General features: G+C 67.8%; 13 protein-coding genes. 10 read left to right on the top strand and 3 right to left on the bottom strand.

Features of this window, described 5'->3' with window-relative positions; all coding sequences use genetic code 11:
- The first annotated feature begins 322 nt into the window (after window positions 1–322).
- From ACGFZQ_RS37000 to ACGFZQ_RS36980, 5 genes are read left to right on the top strand one after another with little or no spacing between them, the layout of a single operon-like run.
- A complete protein-coding gene (locus tag ACGFZQ_RS37000; RefSeq protein WP_393844049.1) occupies window positions 323–1,654 on the top strand; it encodes an ABC transporter substrate-binding protein in 1,332 nt (443 codons plus the stop codon).
- A complete protein-coding gene (locus ACGFZQ_RS36995) occupies window positions 1,651–2,601 on the top strand; it encodes a carbohydrate ABC transporter permease (protein WP_393844048.1) in 951 nt (316 codons plus the stop codon). Before ACGFZQ_RS37000 ends, ACGFZQ_RS36995 begins: the two co-directional genes overlap by 4 nt.
- Window positions 2,601–3,473 (top strand): carbohydrate ABC transporter permease, encoded by an 873-nt coding sequence (locus ACGFZQ_RS36990; protein ID WP_393844047.1) that lies wholly within the window; start codon window positions 2,601–2,603, stop codon window positions 3,471–3,473. Before ACGFZQ_RS36995 ends, ACGFZQ_RS36990 begins: the two co-directional genes overlap by 1 nt.
- A 3-nt stretch (window positions 3,474–3,476) precedes the next feature.
- On the top strand, window positions 3,477–4,088 hold the full coding sequence (locus ACGFZQ_RS36985) for a hypothetical protein (RefSeq protein ID WP_393844046.1): 612 nt from the start codon (window positions 3,477–3,479) through the stop codon (window positions 4,086–4,088).
- Between the two features lie 8 nt (window positions 4,089–4,096).
- Window positions 4,097–6,229 carry a hypothetical protein gene (locus ACGFZQ_RS36980; RefSeq protein WP_393844045.1) on the top strand — a complete coding sequence of 711 codons (2,133 nt, stop codon included), beginning with the start codon at window positions 4,097–4,099 and terminating at the stop codon, window positions 6,227–6,229.
- 352 nt (window positions 6,230–6,581) lie between these two features.
- On the opposite strand, the gene ACGFZQ_RS36975 is transcribed toward ACGFZQ_RS36980, so the two are convergent.
- Together ACGFZQ_RS36975 and ACGFZQ_RS36970 are read right to left on the bottom strand one after the other, a co-directional pair.
- Window positions 6,582–8,138 carry a hypothetical protein gene (locus ACGFZQ_RS36975; protein WP_393844044.1) on the bottom strand — a complete coding sequence of 519 codons (1,557 nt, stop codon included), beginning with the start codon at window positions 8,136–8,138 and terminating at the stop codon, window positions 6,582–6,584.
- A 101-nt stretch (window positions 8,139–8,239) separates the two neighbouring features.
- Window positions 8,240–9,619: a glycoside hydrolase family 125 protein gene (locus ACGFZQ_RS36970; protein WP_393844043.1), complete on the bottom strand. Its 1,380-nt coding sequence runs from the start codon at window positions 9,617–9,619 to the stop codon at window positions 8,240–8,242.
- Window positions 9,620–9,770: 151 nt separating this feature from the next.
- Here ACGFZQ_RS36970 and ACGFZQ_RS36965 point away from each other — a divergent pair, with 151 nt between their 5' ends.
- The 4 genes from ACGFZQ_RS36965 to ACGFZQ_RS36950 all read left to right on the top strand — a co-directional run bounded on the left by ACGFZQ_RS36965 (window position 9,771) and on the right by ACGFZQ_RS36950 (window position 14,149).
- Entirely contained in the window at window positions 9,771–10,778 is a 1,008-nt protein-coding gene (locus ACGFZQ_RS36965; protein WP_393844042.1) for a carbohydrate ABC transporter permease, read from the top strand.
- Window positions 10,762–11,673, top strand: coding sequence for a carbohydrate ABC transporter permease (locus ACGFZQ_RS36960; protein ID WP_266428836.1), 912 nt, complete (start codon window positions 10,762–10,764; stop codon window positions 11,671–11,673). The genes ACGFZQ_RS36965 and ACGFZQ_RS36960 overlap by 17 nt, the downstream gene beginning before the upstream one ends.
- A gap of 55 nt (window positions 11,674–11,728) precedes the next feature.
- A complete protein-coding gene (locus tag ACGFZQ_RS36955) occupies window positions 11,729–13,024 on the top strand; it encodes an ABC transporter substrate-binding protein (protein WP_393844041.1) in 1,296 nt (431 codons plus the stop codon).
- Between the two features lie 93 nt (window positions 13,025–13,117).
- Window positions 13,118–14,149: a LacI family DNA-binding transcriptional regulator gene (locus ACGFZQ_RS36950; protein WP_393844040.1), complete on the top strand. Its 1,032-nt coding sequence runs from the start codon at window positions 13,118–13,120 to the stop codon at window positions 14,147–14,149.
- Here ACGFZQ_RS36950 and ACGFZQ_RS36945 read toward each other — a convergent pair whose 3' ends face one another.
- Window positions 14,150–15,319, bottom strand: a complete 1,170-nt coding sequence (locus tag ACGFZQ_RS36945) for a glycoside hydrolase family 76 protein (RefSeq protein ID WP_393844039.1) — start codon at window positions 15,317–15,319, stop codon at window positions 14,150–14,152.
- A 242-nt stretch (window positions 15,320–15,561) separates the two neighbouring features.
- On the opposite strand from ACGFZQ_RS36945, the gene ACGFZQ_RS36940 reads away from it, so the two are divergent.
- The gene (locus ACGFZQ_RS36940) at window positions 15,562–17,175 is read left to right on the top strand and encodes a glycoside hydrolase family 27 protein (protein ID WP_393844038.1); all 1,614 of its coding nucleotides are present in this window, start codon (window positions 15,562–15,564) and stop codon (window positions 17,173–17,175) included.
- The last annotated feature ends 2 nt before the right edge of the window (window positions 17,176–17,177 follow it).

Here is a 17,177-nt window from a genome sequence, read left to right as displayed (position 1 = left end):
CGACTGGTCGAACGCCGCTTAGGTTCCCCGGAGGCGAAAGCGCTTGCTGTCACCTACCGTTCACCCCGTGCAGCCCCATCGGCTACCTTCCCGCACCTGGCCTGACCCGCCTGATGGAGAACTCCTCGCGATGATGCGCACACTCCGATCTTCCTCCCGGCGTCCGCTCGTCGTGATGGCAACGTTGTCATCACGTTCGGTCGACGACCACCGTCAACGGCGGTTCGTGGGCTCTTGGTTGCATACCTCGCACCCTCGGCCGGAGGACCACCCTCCTGAGTTCTGACAACGATGTCGACACCACGCCCCAGGGGGCACCGCCATGACACGACCCAGCATCCGCCGGAGGCGAGGCAGGCTCGGCGCCGCCGCAGGCACCGTACTCGCCCTGCTCCTCGCGGGCCTCACCAGCTGCTCCAGCGGCAACGGCCAGAGCACGGAAGCGGGCGGGAAAGTCACGCTCACCTTCACCTGGTGGGGCAACGAGGACCGCGCGCAACGCACCAACGAAGCCGTGGACCTCTTCGAGAAGAGACACCCGGGCGTCACGGTTCGCACCTCCTTCGCGGGCTACGAGGCCTATGTGCAGAAGCTCGCCACACAGGCGGCGGGCGGCGACCTGCCCGACGTGGCGCAGCTCGACTACCGGCAGATCTCCCAGTACGCGGGCAGCGGCACACTCCTGAACCTCGGCCCCTACATCAGGAGCCGCACGCTACGGACTGCCGACTTCGACAACGGCCTGACCCGCACCGGTGCCTACGAGGGCCGGCAGTACGCGCTCCCCATGGGCCGGGGATCGACCGGATTCGCCTACGACTCCGCTGTGTTCAGGAAGGCCGGAGTCGCGACGCCCCGGCCCGGCTGGACCTGGGACGACTGGGTCGAGGCAGGCAAGAAGGTCAGCGCGCTCGGAATGAAGGGCCCGGGCGGCCACGCCTACACCGGCCTCACCGACATCGGCGTGAACGAGGACGCCTTCGAGAACTGGCTGCGCGGCAAGGGCAAGAAGCTCTACGCCTCCCAGCACCGGATCGGTTTCACCGCCGACGACCTGGCCGGGTTCTGGACCTTCACCGACAACCTGCGCCGCCGGGGCATCGCCTCGCAGGCCAAGGACACCGCCCAGATAAGCGGCGCCGTCGAGGACAGCCCGATGGGCCGAGGGCTGGCGGCGACCGACTTCAACTGGGACGGCCCGTTCCTCGGATATCCGCCGCTGCTCGGTGAGAACGTCCACTTCGCGCCCGTGCCCACGACCGACGGCAGGGCCGGCCAGTACTTCAAACCGACCATGCTCGTCGGCGTGGGCGCGGCGACCCACCATCCCAAGGAGGCCGCCGAGTTGATCGACTTCTTGCTCAACGACCCCGCTGCGGGCACGATCCTCGGCGTCACCCGCTCCACCCCTCCCAACCAGAAGATCGCCGCAGCGATCGGCAAGGGCCTCACAGGGGCGGAGAAGGAGGTCTACGACTACGGGCGCAAGACAGCCGCCTACGGCACGGAAGCGCCGCCCATGGCACCGCCCCGTGGCGACGTCGTCCTCCAGGTCTCCTTCACCCGCACCTACCAGCGGGTGATGTACGAGATGCAGAGCCCGCGGCATGCCGCCGACGAGTTCGTGGCCGAGGCGAAGAGGGAGCTGCGATGACCACCACTGCCGCCCCGCCCGTTACCGCACCTGCCTCCGCGTCATCGCGAAAACGGCCTGGGCGCGGTGAACGACACGGGTCCGCCTACGTCTTCCTCTCCCCGTGGATCCTCGGGGTCGTCCTCCTGACGCTCGCGCCCATGGCCGTGTCCTTGTACCTGTCGTTCACCGACTACAACCTCTTCGACGCCCCCAGGTGGGTGGGGCTGCGCAACTACACCGACATGTTCACCGCGGACCCGCGCTATGGGCGGTCGGTGGGCACCACGCTTCTGTACGTCGTGGTCGCCGTCCCGCTCAAACTGGCTCTTGCGCTGGGCGTCGCGCTGCTGCTCAGGAGCACGCACAGGGCCAAGGGTTTCTACCGCTCGGCCTTCTACGCCCCCTCACTGCTCGGCGCGAGCATGTCGATCGCGCTGGTGTGGCGAGCGCTCTACAACGACGGCGGCACCGTGGACGAGGTGCTGTCCTCCATCGGCATCCACACGGGCGGCTGGGTCGCCGACCCCCACCTCGCGGTGTTCGTCGTCGCACTGCTCTCCGCCTGGCAGTTCGGCGCCCCGATGGTCATTTTCCTGGCCGGGCTGCAGCAGATCCCGTCCGACCTGTACGAGGCTGCGGCACTCGACGGCGCGGGATGGTGGCGGCGGTTCGTGTCCGTGACGCTGCCCATGCTCTCCCCGGTGCTCTTCTTCAACCTCGTCCTGGAGACCATCCAGTCCTTCCAGGTCTTCACACCCGCTTTCGCGATCAGCGGCGGCAAGGGCGGCCCGGCCGACTCGACCATGTTCTACACGCTCTACCTCTACGAACGTGGCTTCTCGGCCTCACACATGGGCTACGCCTCCGCCATGGCGTGGGTCCTGCTCCTGGCCATCGGCGCGGTGACGCTCGTCCTTTTCAGGACCTCGCGCTCCTGGGTCTTCTACACCAACGAGGGGGCCTGATGACCACGACCGCACCCAGCCTCAAGAACCACGACCGGCGGGCTCGTACCGGGACCGTGGTGAAGCACATCGGACTGCTGGCCGTGCTGCTCGTCCTGCTCTACCCGCTGATCTGGCTGCTCGCCACCTCTCTCAAGCCGGCGGACGAAGTCCTCACCAGCCTGAAGCTGCTGCCGAGCCGCTTCGCGTGGGCGAACTACACCACTGCCCTGGATGGTGTCAGCGGTGTCACCGTGTCCCGGCTCCTGATCAATTCCCTGCTGATCAGCGTGGGTTCGGTCATCGGGAACGTCGTGTCCTGCTCCCTCGCGGCCTATGCCTTCGCCCGGCTGCGTTTCCGCATGCGTGGCGTGATGTTCGGCTTCATGATCGCGACGATGATGCTGCCGCACCACGCCGTGCTGATCCCGCAGTACATCATCTTCAACAGGCTCGGCATGGTGGACACCTACTGGCCGCTGATCCTGCCCAAGTTCCTGGCCACGGAGGCGTTCTTCGTCTTCCTCATCGTCCAGTTCATGCGCGGCCTGCCACGTGAGCTGGACGAGGCCGCCCGCATCGACGGGTGCGGGCCGTTCCGGATCTTCTGGTCGGTCGTCCTCCCGCTGACCCGGCCCGCGCTGATCACCACCGCGATCTTCACCTTCATCTGGAGCTGGAACGACTTCTTCACCCAGCTGATCTACCTCTTCGACCCGGAGAAGTTCACGATCACACTGGCCCTGCGTAACTTCGTCGACCAGTCCAGCAGTTCCGCGTACGGCCCGATGTTCGCGATGTCGGTGATCTCGCTCCTGCCGATCGTCCTGTTCTTCTTCGCCTTCCAGCGCTATCTGGTGCAGGGCATGGCGACGTCCGGGCTGAAGGGGTGAGCCGTGCGTTCTCTCGTGCACGAACGCCGGGAGCCGGGTGAGCTGTTCGGACCGCGCTTCTCGCTCTTCGCCGACATGCTCGCCGTCGGCCTGGCCGCAGCGGTCGCTTCCCTTCCGATCATCACGGCTCCGGTGGCGCTGGCCGCGGCCGGCGCCGTCCTGCGGCGCGCGATCCGCGAGGAGCGTCCGGTGACGCTGGGGGAATACGTCGCCGAGTTCCGCGCCTACGGACTCCTGCGTTCCCTGCTGGCGGGCGTGACGGTCTTCGCGGCTCTGACCCTGATCGTCCTCGACCTGATGCTCGCCAGAGCCGGCCTTCCGGGCGCCCGCCCGGTGTCGTGGGCACTGACCGCTCTCGCGGCAGCCGGACTCGTCCTCGCCCTGCGCACCGCCGTGGATCCGGAGGCGGCGCACGGCTGGCGTCCGGCCCTGCGCCGAGCGGTGACACGCTGTGTTGCCGATCCGGCGGGTTGCGCCCTGATCGCGGCCGCCGTCGGACTGTGTGTCGCGTTCCTGTGGATGCTCCCGCTGCTCGCCCCCCTCCTGCCCGGGCCGCTGGCCTTCGCCATCACGGCCGTTGAACTCCGTAACGAGCCTCCCTTCGACGAAAGGTGATCTCCGCCATGCCCCCTGTGAGCCGCCGTCTCTTCCTCGGCGCGACCTCGGCCGCCTTCCTTGCCGCAGGTGCCGGACCCGCCGCCGCGGTGTCGGACACCATTCGGCACAGATCCAGGAACTGGACCTTCGAGAACGACTCCCTGCGTGCCACCGTGGCCTACCGGAACGGCGGGATCCACCTCACGCGGATCCTCAACAAGCGTGCGGGAAGCGACTACCTGAGTGGCCCCTCGTTGCTCTTCGCCCATGAACTCGACGGTCGCGAAACCGTCCGCGCGGACGACGGAGGCTGGCGTCTGGGCGAGGCCACTACGGAGCCCATCACCGTGCGTACGAAGGAGAAGACGTCGAGGGCCGGGGAGCGAGTCCGTATTCCCCTGCGCCGAACTGAGCCGCGCCCCTTCCGCGTCACCCTTGTCTTCGAGATCTACGACGGCTCTGCGGGCCTGCGCTACTTCACGCTCGTACGAAACGAGGACCCAGCCCGCGAACTCACCCTCACCCGCTCCACCGTGATCGACCTGCGGCTGCCGGACGAGCCGCACACCCTCCACTACGTCCCGAACATGAAGTGGTTCAGCACCCGGGGGTCGTTGAGCACCGAACCCGTCGGCAGGTCCTGGCCGAAGAAGGCCCTCACCGTGTACGACGCCGGGCACGGCTGGAGCGTGAGTCCCGAGCTCAACTGGAAGACGCAGCGTGGCAACGGCAACTACCCGACCGACTACATGCTGCCGCCGTTCGCCGGCATCAACGCCTGGCACGAGCAGGACACCGTCTCCGTGGACACGCACCCCGAATCGCTGCAACTGACGCTGCTGCCCGGGGAGGAGTTCGAGTACCTCGCGGTGAACCTCACGGTCTTCAAGGGCGACGTCGTCGACGGCAAGATGGCCGACGAACTGCACTTCCGCAAGCGCTTCAAGTACCACCACACCACCACGCTCTTCCACCAGAACGACTGGGACTACCGCGGCGGCCCGGGCCACGAACTGCCCGCCGGCTACTACTACGACACCGTCATCCCGCAGACCAGGCGGGCGGGCCTCGACATGGTGATGCTCGACGACTACTGGAACACCACGCGCGACTCCATCGAACCCAGCGACTCCATGACGAAGTCCATCACCAGCCTGGCCACGCTCTCCAGGACCCTCAAGGACAACGGACTCGGCTTCGGCCTCTGGTTCTCCCTGACGGGAGACGGCCACCTCAAGGGCCGCGACCTCGCCGACCCGGTCCAACTCGCCTACAAGAGAGGCCAGATCGAGACGCTGCTCAACGACTACGGCGTCACCCAGCACATGATCGACCTCACCGAGTACTGGCAGAACGAGCAGACGACCGCCTACTCGCACCCGAGTGACAACGTCTACCGCAAGGCCGTCCTCACCCGGACCATGCTCAACGACCTGGTGACGAAGAACCCTCAGTACCTGCCCAAGCTCACCAGCGAACTCGACATCGCCCCCACCCAGGGAGACCGCAACAACGGCCTGCTGCACATCGCGTACAACGGCTGGAACACCTCCAACGGAGGCATCACCGGAGAGGACCTGTCGCTGCGCACGGCGCTCACCGCGTTCGGACACCTGCCGATGGGCGCCACCTACATGAACGGCGGCAAGATGACCGGCCGCATGGAGGACTACTACTCCTATATGGCCGTCCGGGCGGTCAAGTTCGGCCAGGATCCGGGCGACCCGAGCAAGTGGCCGGAGGCGGCGGTGAAGCTGATGGGCGTCTTCAACGCCTGGCGCAGGCGGCCCGAGGTCACCGCGCTGACGGACGGTCAGTTCCTGCCCGTCCACCTGGGCCAGGGCTGGGACACGACGGAGTGGGACAGCAGCAAGGGCCCGTACGTGTGGATGTGGACGGACGCCCCGTGCCGCACCGCCCTCCTGATCGCGACCGCGGCCGGAACACCCCAGACCACCGTCGACGCGAAGGTGCGCTGGCTGAAGGGCCGTACGACCTATGCCGTCACCGACATCACGATCGATGACGACGGCAGCCAGGCCCACGCCGCGAAGGGGGAGTTCACGGGCGAGCAGCTGCGCACCGAGGGGCTCCGGGTCGACCTTTCCGAGAACACCTCGAAGGGCAAGGCATTTTGGTTGGAGGCGGTGGTGCGGTGAGGCGTGGGGACCAGGGTCGAGCGAAAGTCCAGGAGCAGCAGGATCAGGGCCAGGCCGACGACCACTCCTGGGTAGGGGATCAGGGCGGCGTTGAGCTCGTCGGACATGTCGATGTTCAGGGCGGTCGTGCTGGTGACACTCGATTCGGCGCCGGTGTCGTCCTTCAGGGCGAGGCCCCGGTCGCGGATCTCGGTGACCAGGTCTACGGTGGCCTGCCTGCTGGGGGAGCTGTTCGGCACGACGGAGAGCAGGGCCACGTCGCCGCTCTGGTTGAACACCGCGGGCATACGGCGGCAACGTCGGACATCTTGCCCAGCAGGGTGACCGCGTCCTCCGCCGCGGTCTCGCGCACTCATACCGGCAGGGGCGTCGCTCCCCAGGCTTCGGCCCAGTCGTAGACGAGGGTCTCCGCACCGGCCCGCCAGCGACGAGGAGCCGTGGTGGACAGCCAGTCGAGGGGTTCGACGCCACCGGGTGTCCCGCCGTCCAGCGCGATACTGATGGCTGCGGCAAGGTCGGTGTCCGTGCGGTCTGTGCGGGCGGCGGGGTCCACCGAGACGAACAGGGCGGTACCGGAGCGCGCCACGAGGTCCAGGAACTGCCGGTTGAGATTCCAGTCCGTCTGCGGTGTGCAGGGCACGCAGTCCGCGTCCACGGTGAAGAACCTGTTGTGCTGGGCCAGCCGGAAGGCGAGTGTGTTCACGCCCATGCGCCGGGTCCGCTCCCAGCTGCGGCCCGAGGTGTCGTCACCGGACCGTTGTACCCGCACCAGGCCCGCGGAGAGATGGCCGACCGTATTGCAGCCGATCACCACCGTGTCCCCGGCGGCCTCGGCGATCGTGCGATACAGGCGGACCAGGATCTCGGCGCTCGTCAAGGACCGGTCGGCCAACGACCAGCCTGGCGAGGCGAGTTCGGCCGGGGATCCGGCGGCGAAGCGGCCGAACACGTCGTACGTGGAGAAGTCGTGCTTGATGAGTTCGTACCCCCATCGCCGGAACCGGGTCACGTCCCCGGCGACCGTCTCAAGTGCCACGTCCAGTGACGGGTCGAGGGGGAAACCGGCATCCCTCCGTATGCCGGGCCGGACGGCGGCGGTCTCGGTCCGGGAGAGCAGCGGTCGGAACCACAGGCCCGGCCGGGCACCGGTCTCCGTGATCCGGGTGGCCATGTCCTCCATGTCGTCGAACACGCCCGGCAGCCCGGTGTCCCAGGGGCCGCCGGGCGCGGATCCGCCGCCCTCGGTCCAGCCGTCGTCGATCACGCAGTACGGGCGAACGGGATGCCCGTCGGCGTACTCCACGACCGTCCGCGCGTCCCTCAGTACCGCGTCGGGGCCGAAGCCACGTCCGTAGGCGTAGTACCAGTTGTTGCTGCCCACGACGGGGCCTGTGGAAGGCAGTGGGTCCGGGCTCATGACGGTACTGAGCGCTTCGTGTGCGGCGAACGGTGTCGGGGCCGTAGCGGTCACCACCGTGGCCACGTCCAGTACTCGCTCACCCGACAGCACCGGCAGACCGCCACTGCGCACATCCGCCCAGAGGGTGATGCCGTCCTCGGCGACCGTCCAGGAGCACAGGGCGCCGGCTCTGGTCCGCACCCCCCACCCGGTCGTCGTTCCTCCGGACGCACCGGCGATCAGGACGTACCAGGGCAGCGCGCGATCCGGCTGAAGAGTCCGCCACTGAAGATCGCCGTACCCGCGCTCCCAGGCATCTCCGAGAATCCGTGCGCCTTCGGGTGTGTTGTGCCTCCATCGCAGCACGATCCGCGACAGGCCCTCGGCGCCCGCGCGGGCGCATACCCGCAGGCCGTCGGCCGTCCGCTCGGCGGTGACCTGGGTGCCGCGCACCGTCCAGACACCTTCGGTGGCCGGAGCCGCCGTGTGCGGCCGGGTGTCGTCGGTCATGACGTGGACGGTGTGGGGGAGGCACAACACAGCGGGCTCCTCGGGGTGGTTGCGGTGACGGCGCCGGTCCCGGCGGTCGCCGTCTCGGTCACTGACGCAGGTCAGGCGGGTCTGCTGCCCGCGCTCGGCGCAGCGGGCAGGGTCCGCGGGTGCACGGGAAACAGGTGCCGCACGCCGCCCCCGCACAGGTCGAGGGCGAGTTCGCAGAACATGGCGTTGGCCCAGCCGAACCAGTCCCGGGTGAACCGGCCTGGGTCGTCGACATGGAAGCTCTCGTGCATCAGGCCGGTGCCGGCGGTCGTGGCCGCCAGTGTGTCCAGGGCCTGCGCGGCGGCGTTCGCGTCGCCGGTCAGGCCGGCGGTGGCGATCGCCAGCGGCCAGACGTGACTGTCCGGCGTATGCGTACTGCCGAGGCCGGACGCGTAACGGCCGCTGAAGAACGATGGGTTCGCCGTGGAGAGCGCAAGACGCCTGGTCGCCTGATAGAGCGGGTCCTCCGGTGCGCACCAGCCGCTCAGGGGGAGGCTCAGCAGACTCGGGAGGTTGGCGTCGTCGCCGAGCAGCGCCGTCCCGAGGCCGTCGACCTCGTAGGCCAGGACGGATGCGCCGTCGACCTCGACCACCGCGTGCGCCAGGATTCCGGCGTCAATCTCGCCGGCCAACTTCCGGGACTCGCCGGCGAGTTCCGCGTCGCGGAGGGGGGTCGCGGCCAGTTCGGCCAGCCCGTGCAGGCTCGCCGACGCCAGCGCGTTGGCCGGGACGAGGTAGCCGTGCCGGCAGGGATCGTCGCTCGGCCGGAAGCCCGACCACGTCATACCGGTCCGCCGGACACTGGCTCCGCGTCCGCCCTGGGGAAGGCTGTCAGCGGCGAAGGGGCCGGACGGCCGGACGAACCAGTAGGGCGAGTGCGTGTGGGACTGCTCCGCGCGCCACAGCCGTACGATCGTCCAGGCGGCGCGGTGAAAGGCGTCGTCGAGGTGGTCCTCGCGACCGGTCGCCCGCCGGATCGCGTACGCCAACTGCAATGGCGCGCAGAGGGAGTCGAGTTCGTACTTGCGCTCCCACACCCATGCCCCGGGCGTGGGCCGGTCGACGGGCTCGCCGTGCGCGCCGGTGGGGCCGTCGTTGAAGGCGTTGGCGTACGGGTCCAGCAGGACGCAGCGGATCTGACGGCGCGATACGCCGACCAGGACGTCGCCGACCTCCGGATCCGTGGCCACGGCGAGGTAGGGCCGGACCTGGGCCGTACTGTCACGCAACCACATCGCCGGGATGTCTCCGGTCTTGACGAAGACTTCCGGGGCGTCTGATGGCGGAGTGCCCCAACTCATCGATGTGGTCCACGTGTTGGTCAGGCAACTCTCAACGATGTCCGCTGCCGGGCTGCCCCGCAGTTCGGTGGTCAGTCGTCGTCCGAGTGTCCTCAGCGACTCCGGAGCCGCCCACAGTGTTCCGGATGTTGATCCGGGAAACGTTACCATCGCGCCTCTTGACTCCCTCATGTGGCGTGCGCCACCGTGTGATCGCCAGGGAATGGAAACGTTACCTTGAGCGGGCCGACGACCACCAGACGGTCGGGTCGGCCCCGGTCCAGGTCCTCGCCAACTCCTCGGAGGAAGAAGGTGAGCGCGTGTGACAGCCGCTCCGCACCAAGAGACGCGAACCGCCGTACCGCCCGTGGCCCTGCCGCCCGACCGGGGGAGCCCGGGGCTTCTCGGACGACCCTGGCGACGGCGACGGAAGAGGTCCTCGGACACTCTGGCCGCCTACGTCTTCCTGGCACCGGCTCTCATCGGCTTCACGGCGTTCGTCGTCTATCCACTGATCCGGTCGGCCTACTTCGCGCTGACCAGCTACAACGGCTTGTCGGATCCGAAGTTCATCGGCTTCGACAACTTCCGCAGGATGTTCAGCACCGACCCGTCCTTCTGGCCCTCGGTGCGCGCCACGCTGCTGCTCGTCGTCCTGTATGTGCCGTTGTCGCTGGTCATCGGGCTGGCCCTGGCCGTGTTCTGCAACCAGCGGATGCGGGGTGTCAGCCTGCTGCGCACCCTGTGCTACCTGCCGGTCGTCCTGCCCGTGGTGGCCACGATCACGCTCTGGAAGTTCGTTTTCAACCCCCAAGTCGGCCTGGCCAACCAGGTGTTGAACTGGCTCCACCTGCCCACCAGCGAATGGCTGTCCGGGGCGGACTCGGCCATGCCCTCGATCGTGATCGTCATGCTGTGGAGCGTCGGCTCCACGATGATCATCTTCCTCGCCGCGCTCCAGGCGGTCCCCACCGAGCTCTACGAAGCGGCCAGGCTCGACGGCGCCGGCCCCCGCACGGTGTTCTTCAGGATCACCCTGCCACTGATCAGCCCGATCATGATTCTGCAGGTGGTGCTGCAGATGGTGACGGCCCTTCAGGCGTTCAACCAGCCGAAGATCCTCTCGCCGGACAACCAGGGCGGTCCCGGGTTCAGCACCCGGACGATGATGCTGTCGATCTACAACAACGGCTTCCCCAAACTCGGGCAGGTCTCCCAGTTCGGCTACGCCTCCGCCCAGGTGTGGGTGCTGTTCCTCGTCATCGTCGTCGTGATCGCCGCCACCGCCCGCTTCTCGTCGATTTGGACCTACAGTGACCACGTCTCCTGACGTCACGAGGGCGCCGACGACGGCGCCGACGACAGCCCCGGCAGCCAAGCCGCGCGGCAAGGCCGTACGGACGGCGTCCTGGTACGCCGTCGCGCTGCTGATCAGCTCGGTGATGATCCTGCCCATCCTGTGGATGCTCACCGTCGCGCTGAAGGGCCCCTCGGCGGTCTTCGAGGTCCCGCCTCGACTCCTGCCCCACCAGTTCCACTTCGAGAACTTCGTCAATGGGCCGAAGGTCATCCACTTCCCGCGCCTGCTGCTGAACTCCGTCGTCATCACCGGCCTGTCGGTGATCGGCGGCGTGATGACCTCGATGATGGCCGGATACGCCCTGGCCCGGCTGCGCTTCCCCGGCCGGAAGGTGTGGTTCTACGTCTTCGTCGGCAGCATGCTGCTGCCACCGGTGGTCGGCATCATCCCGCTGTTCCAACTGTTCAAGGACATCGGCTGGTACGACACCTGGCTGCCGCTGATCGTCCCGGCCTTCCTGGGCGGCAATCCGCTCTTCATCTTCCTCGCCCGCCAGTACTTCCTGTCGATCCCGCACTCCATCGACGAAGCGGCCAAGGTCGACGGCGCGGGACACGTCCGCATCTTCGTCAGCGTCATGCTTCCGATCACCAAGCCGGCCTGGATAACGATGTCAATCCTGGCCTTCCAGATGTCCTGGAACGACTACCTCAACCCGCTCATCTACCTGTACTCGTCGCAGAAGTGGCCGCTGAGCGTCGGCATGGCCTCCTTCGTCACCCAGTTCGCCGGCCAGACCCCGGACTGGAACCTCTACATGGCCACCAACCTGCTCTACATGCTCCCGCCACTGGCCGTGTTCTTCGTCGCCCAGCGCTACTTCATCCAAGGCTTGAGCGCCCTGGGCACCGTCAACCAGCGCTGATCCGTACCCCGACCCACCTACGAGCCGTGTACCAGCCAGGTATCAGGAGGCCATGATGAAACGATTGATCCGGCTCGCCGGAGCGTTGCTGACGGCGGGGGGACTGCTCGCGACGGCGGCCTGCGGCGGCTCGTCCGGGAAACAGTCGGACGGCAAGGCCACGGTCACCCTCATGACCTGGGAGTCCGCCGCCACCAACAAGGCCATCGACCAGGCCCTGACCGGCTTCCACGACCCGAACATCACGGTCAAGCGCGTCGACAGCCCCAACGGCAACTACAGCGACAAGCTCGCGGCCCTGACCCAGGCCAAGAAGCTGCCCGACCTGTTCTGGTGCGGCAACGACACCGAGCAGCAGTACACCAGCCAGGGCCTGCTCACCGACTGGGCCTCCCGGCTCTCCGGCTCCAGCGACTTCGGCGCGAGCAGCTTCGTCTCCTCCACCATGAAGAACTGGAAGACCGCCGACGGAAAGATCGGCGGTGTTCCCTCGCTGATCAACACCTACGGCATCTGGTACGACATCGACGCCTTCAAGGCCGCCGGCATCACCGTGCCGGCCGCCGGGTGGACCTGGGACCAGATGTTCGACGCCGCCGCCGAACTGCATGCGAAGGGCGCCAAGTACGGCCTGGTCGCCGACGCGATGACCTCCACGGACGGCCCCTTCTCCCTGAGCACGTACTCGCTGTCCGCGGGGGGCGCGCCCTTCGCCGACTCCATGCACCAGCCCACCAAGGCGACCATCGACGCGACGTACACCGAAGGCGTCCGCAAGGTCGCGGCCGGCATCAAGAGCGGTGCCATCGCACCGCCCGGATACGACATCAGCAACCAGCAGGGGCTGTTCGCCGCCGGACAGATCCCGATGCTGTGGAGCGGCCAGTGGCTGGCCGCCGCCTTCCTCACCGACAAGCCGAAGATCAAGTACGGCTTCGCACCCCTTCCCCAGGTGAACAAGCCGGCCACCCTGTACGACGCCGTGGGCATCTGCACCCCGTCGTACACCCAGAACGCGGACGCCACCTTCAAGGTCCTCAAGTACCTCGACTCCACCGTGTGGACCAAGGTGCTGCCCGACTCCCCGGTGGCCGCCCCGGCCTATCTCTCCGCCCAGAGCACCTACTTCGGCGCCCTCGACAAGGCCGGCCAGACGACCGTCGCGTCCACCGTCAAGGCGGGACTGAACACGTCGTCCACCATCGGCGTGCGCTTCACCACCCAGTGGGCCAGCCAGTCGAACGACCTGATCACCGCCTACTGGCCGGACATCCTCAACGGCAAGAAGCCGCTCTCCGACCTCCAGACGATGACCGACAAGATCAACGACGTGATCAAGAGCAACAGTTAGCCACCCGGGCCGAACGGCGGGCCGGGACCCGAAACGTATCCTGAGGGCGGTCCCGGCCCCCGGCACGCGATGGAAGGTTGGTCTTCGACTCACGTGAGCAGTCGTCCCCCGCACCACCAGAACGCCAGGCCCACGATGCGCGATGTCGCGGAGCGGGCCGGAGTCGCCGTCGTCACCGTCTCCCGCGTCGTCAACGGCATCGGAACGGTTCGTGAGGAGACGGCCGAGCGTGTGATGGCGGCGATCAACGCCATCGGGTACCAGCGCAACGAGATCGCGCGCTCGCTCCGACCCGGGCAGAACTCCATGACCATCGGGCTGCTGCTCGGCGACCTGACCAACCCGTTCTACGCGTCCCTGGCCAAGGCCGCCGTCGAAGTGGCCAACCGGGCCGGCTACGCAGTGCTCCTCAGCACGGCCGACGAGGACCCGGAGGTCGAACGCCGCGCCGTGGGCGAGCTCATCGGACGACGCGTCGCCGGGCTCATCATCGTCCCCGACCAGGGTGACCACGCCTTCCTCAACGAGATCAACGGCCACGACCACGTACCCATCGTCTTCGTCGACCGGCCGGCCACCGGCGCCGAGGCCGACGTCGTCCTCGTCGACAACGAGGACGGCGGACGCAAGGCCACCCAACACCTCATCGACCAGGGCCACCGCCGGATCGCCATCCTCGTCGCCCCCTCCTACTACAGCACCGGCCGACGGCTGCGCGGCTACCGCAAGGCCCTCCGCCGCAGCGGCATCACCCCCGACAACGACCTGGTCGTCACCCTGCGCCGCGGCACCACCGAGGAAGCCTCCGCCGCCACCCACACCCTGCTCACCTCCGAGCAGCCGCCCACCGCGGTCTTCTCCACCACGGGCTTCCTCACCGAGGGTGTCCTGCGGGCCTGTCGTGAGCTCCAGGCCTCCGTTGCGGTCGTCGGCTTCGACGACTTCAAACTGGCCGACATGCTCCCCACCCCGGTCACCGTGGTCACCTCCGACACCGAGGAACTCGGCCGCCGGGCCGCCCACATCCTGCTGGACCGCATCAACGGCGACGACGCCCCCTCCCGCCGCACCGTCCTCCCGGTCCGCCTGATCGCGCGCGGCACGGGAGAGATCGGGCACCCGTAGTCAGTAGAGCGTCCGCCACTTGGCGCGGGGCCACGCGAGCACGGCGTAGATCTGGGCGAATGCCGCCTGCTGGATCGCTTCCGTACCGCCGGCCGCATTGAAGTGCACGAGGCCGGTGGCGGGATCGCGCATCGTGGACCACACCTGGTCGGCGTAGTCGGCCATCGCCTGATGGTACTTGTCCTTCTTGGTCGCGGACTCCAGGAGCAGCAGGTTCTTGAAGAAGATCGAGTTGAAGTACACGGGCTGCGTGAACAGCCGCCTCCGGGTGACGTAGTGGTCGTACGCCGCCTCGGCTATCCGCTCGGCCCGGCGTAGATAGGTGCGGTCCCGGGTGACCTCGTAGAGGAGAACGTTGACGCCGACCGGCACGCCCTGGTTGTAGGACCAGAAGGTCTTCTCGACGGTGCCCTGCAGGTCGAGGTGGTCCCAGAACAGGCCGCCGGGGCTCTGCAGATGTGTGTTCGTCCAGTCGTAGAAACGTCTCGCCCAGCCCAGATAGTCGGCCTCGCCGGTGATCTGATGGAGGCGCAGGGCGAGTTGGGCGCCAGGCATGTTCGAGACGGTGTTGCGGTCCCGGCTCCAGCCGGCCTGGGTCCAGAAGACGCCGCCGGGGGCGGCGTGGCTCGCGTCGGTGTCCCAGCCGGACCTGACCAGGGCGAAGATCTCCTTCGCGCGTGCCAGGGCGGCGGGGTCCCCGGTCTGCAGATGGCGCTGGACCTTCGCCAGGCCGACCCATTCGTTGTCGTCGTAGAACATGTCGCCGCCCGAGCCGTACGGGGCGACGGGGTAGGAGTCGTATCCGGGAAGCCCGGTCGTGCCTCCGCCGGTGTTCCAGAAGTGCTCCTGCGCCGTTGCCCTGTGGGCCAGATCCGACTCGTACGTCGCGTCCACGGCCGTGAGGTCGAGAGCGGCGATGTGCACCTGTGAGAAGGGCCATTCGTACGAGTACGCCTTGTCGTCGTCGGCCGCCGGTACTTGCTCGCGGACCAGCCCGGAACCGTCGTTCGTATCGAAGTGTCTCTCGAGCGCGGAGTACGCGGCGACGGCGCGCGACAACGCCCGGGCCGGGCTGGAGCGTTCCGCTGCGGCCGCCGGTGTGGTGGCCACCGCTGTCATCGCGGCCAGGCCGGAACCGACCATCACTCGCCGAGAGGGATACATGGGCATGGGAGGGCCTCCGGGGATGGGGTGATGGAAACGTTCCCACTGAGCCGTGGGATCGTCAACGCTCCCCGCAGGCATGGGTACTCAAGCCCGACGGCAATCTGGTACGGACCATTGACGCCTGAACCTGGCTGATGGGATGTTCTCGATGGTTACGTTTCCAAGATGCTCCGCCCCCCGACTGGACAACGTTGTCCGGCATGTGAGTTCGTCCGGCCCCGCACGGCGAAACAGGAGACATCGACATGACTGTCCCGTCACCCCTCATGAGACGCCTGAGCGCCGCCCTCACGATGGTGCTTCTGCTGGCCCTCGCCCCGGCTCTGCTGGTGCTCCGCGCCGCACCGCCCGCGCAGGCCCTCGAAAACGGTCTGGCCAGGACGCCCCCGATGGGCTGGAACGACTGGAACGCCTTCGGCTGCAACGTCACCGAGCAGCTGGTCAAGCAGACCGCCGACTACCTCGTCTCCTCCGGTCTGAAAGACGCCGGGTACCAGTACGTCAACATCGACGACTGCTGGATGACCTCGGCCCGCAACTCCGCAGGCCAACTGGTGCCCGACCCGGTCAAGTTCCCCGACGGCATCAGCGGAACCGCCGCCTACGTCCACAGCAAGGGCCTCAAGCTCGGCATCTACGAGAGCGCCGGCACCGCCACCTGCCAGGGCTACCCCGGCAGCCTCGGCCATGAGCAGTCGGACGCCAACAGCTTCGCCGCCTGGGGCGTGGACTACCTCAAGTACGACAACTGCAACCACCAGAACGTGCCCGACCAGCAGCGCTACACCGCCATGCGCGACGCCCTCGCCAACACCGGCCGCCCGATCGTCTACAGCTTGTGCAACTGGGGCCTCGCCGACGTGTGGACGTGGGGCGCGGGGGTCGGCAACAGCTGGCGCACCACCGACGACATCAACGTCAACTTCTCCACGGTGGTGTCGATCTACAAGGCCAACGTCAAGCTCGCCCCGTACGCCAGGCCCGGCGCCTGGAACGACCCCGACATGCTCGAAGTCGGCAACGGCATGTCGTTCACCGAGGACCGTTCCCACTTCAGTCTCTGGTCGGAGATGGCCGCGCCGCTGATCGCCGGGAACGACATGCCCAAGGCCTCCGCCGCCGCCCTCTCCCTCTACGGCAACAAGGACGTCATCGCCGTGGACCAGGACTCCCTGGGCAAGCAGGGCACCGAGATCTCCTCGTCAGGCGGTCTGCACGTGATGACCAAACCCCTCGCGAACGGTGACGTGTCGGTGGTCCTGTTCAACGAGAACTCGAGCGCGGCCACGATCACCACCTCGGCCTCCGCGGTGGGCCTCCCGGCTGCCTCGACGTACCGGATCGACAACCTCTGGACGCACGTGATCAGCAGCACGAGCGGCAGCATCGCGGCCAACGTCCCGGGGCACGGCTCGGTCATGTACCGGGTGTCCGTCGGCAGCGGAACCAGCGTCGGGACGACGCACCCGCTGATCGGCGCCTCCTCCAACCGCTGCCTCGACGCCTACGACGGCCAGACCACGCCCGGCACCAAGATCGAGATCTGGGACTGCGGGGGCGGCACCAACCAGGCCGTGACCCTCACCGCTGCCGGTGAACTGCGCCTCTACGGCGGTACCCAGTGCCTGGACGTCAACGGCAGCGGGACCACCGCCGGCACGAAAGTGCAGCTCTGGACCTGCACCGGTGGCGCCAACCAGCAGTGGCGCTTCAACGGCAACGGCACCATCACCGGCACCCAGTCGGGCCTCTGCCTCGACGTCACGGGCGGCGACCAGGCCTCCGGCAACGTCAACGGCACCGCGCTCGAACTCTGGACCTGCAACGGCGGCGCCAACCAGCAGTGGCGCCTGGGCTGACC

Source organism: Streptomyces sp. NPDC048254 (assembly GCF_043201895.1).
Lineage (GTDB): Bacteria > Actinomycetota > Actinomycetes > Streptomycetales > Streptomycetaceae > Streptomyces.
Note: the sequence above shows the minus strand (reverse complement) of the source record. Positions and strands in the feature narration are given on the sequence as shown.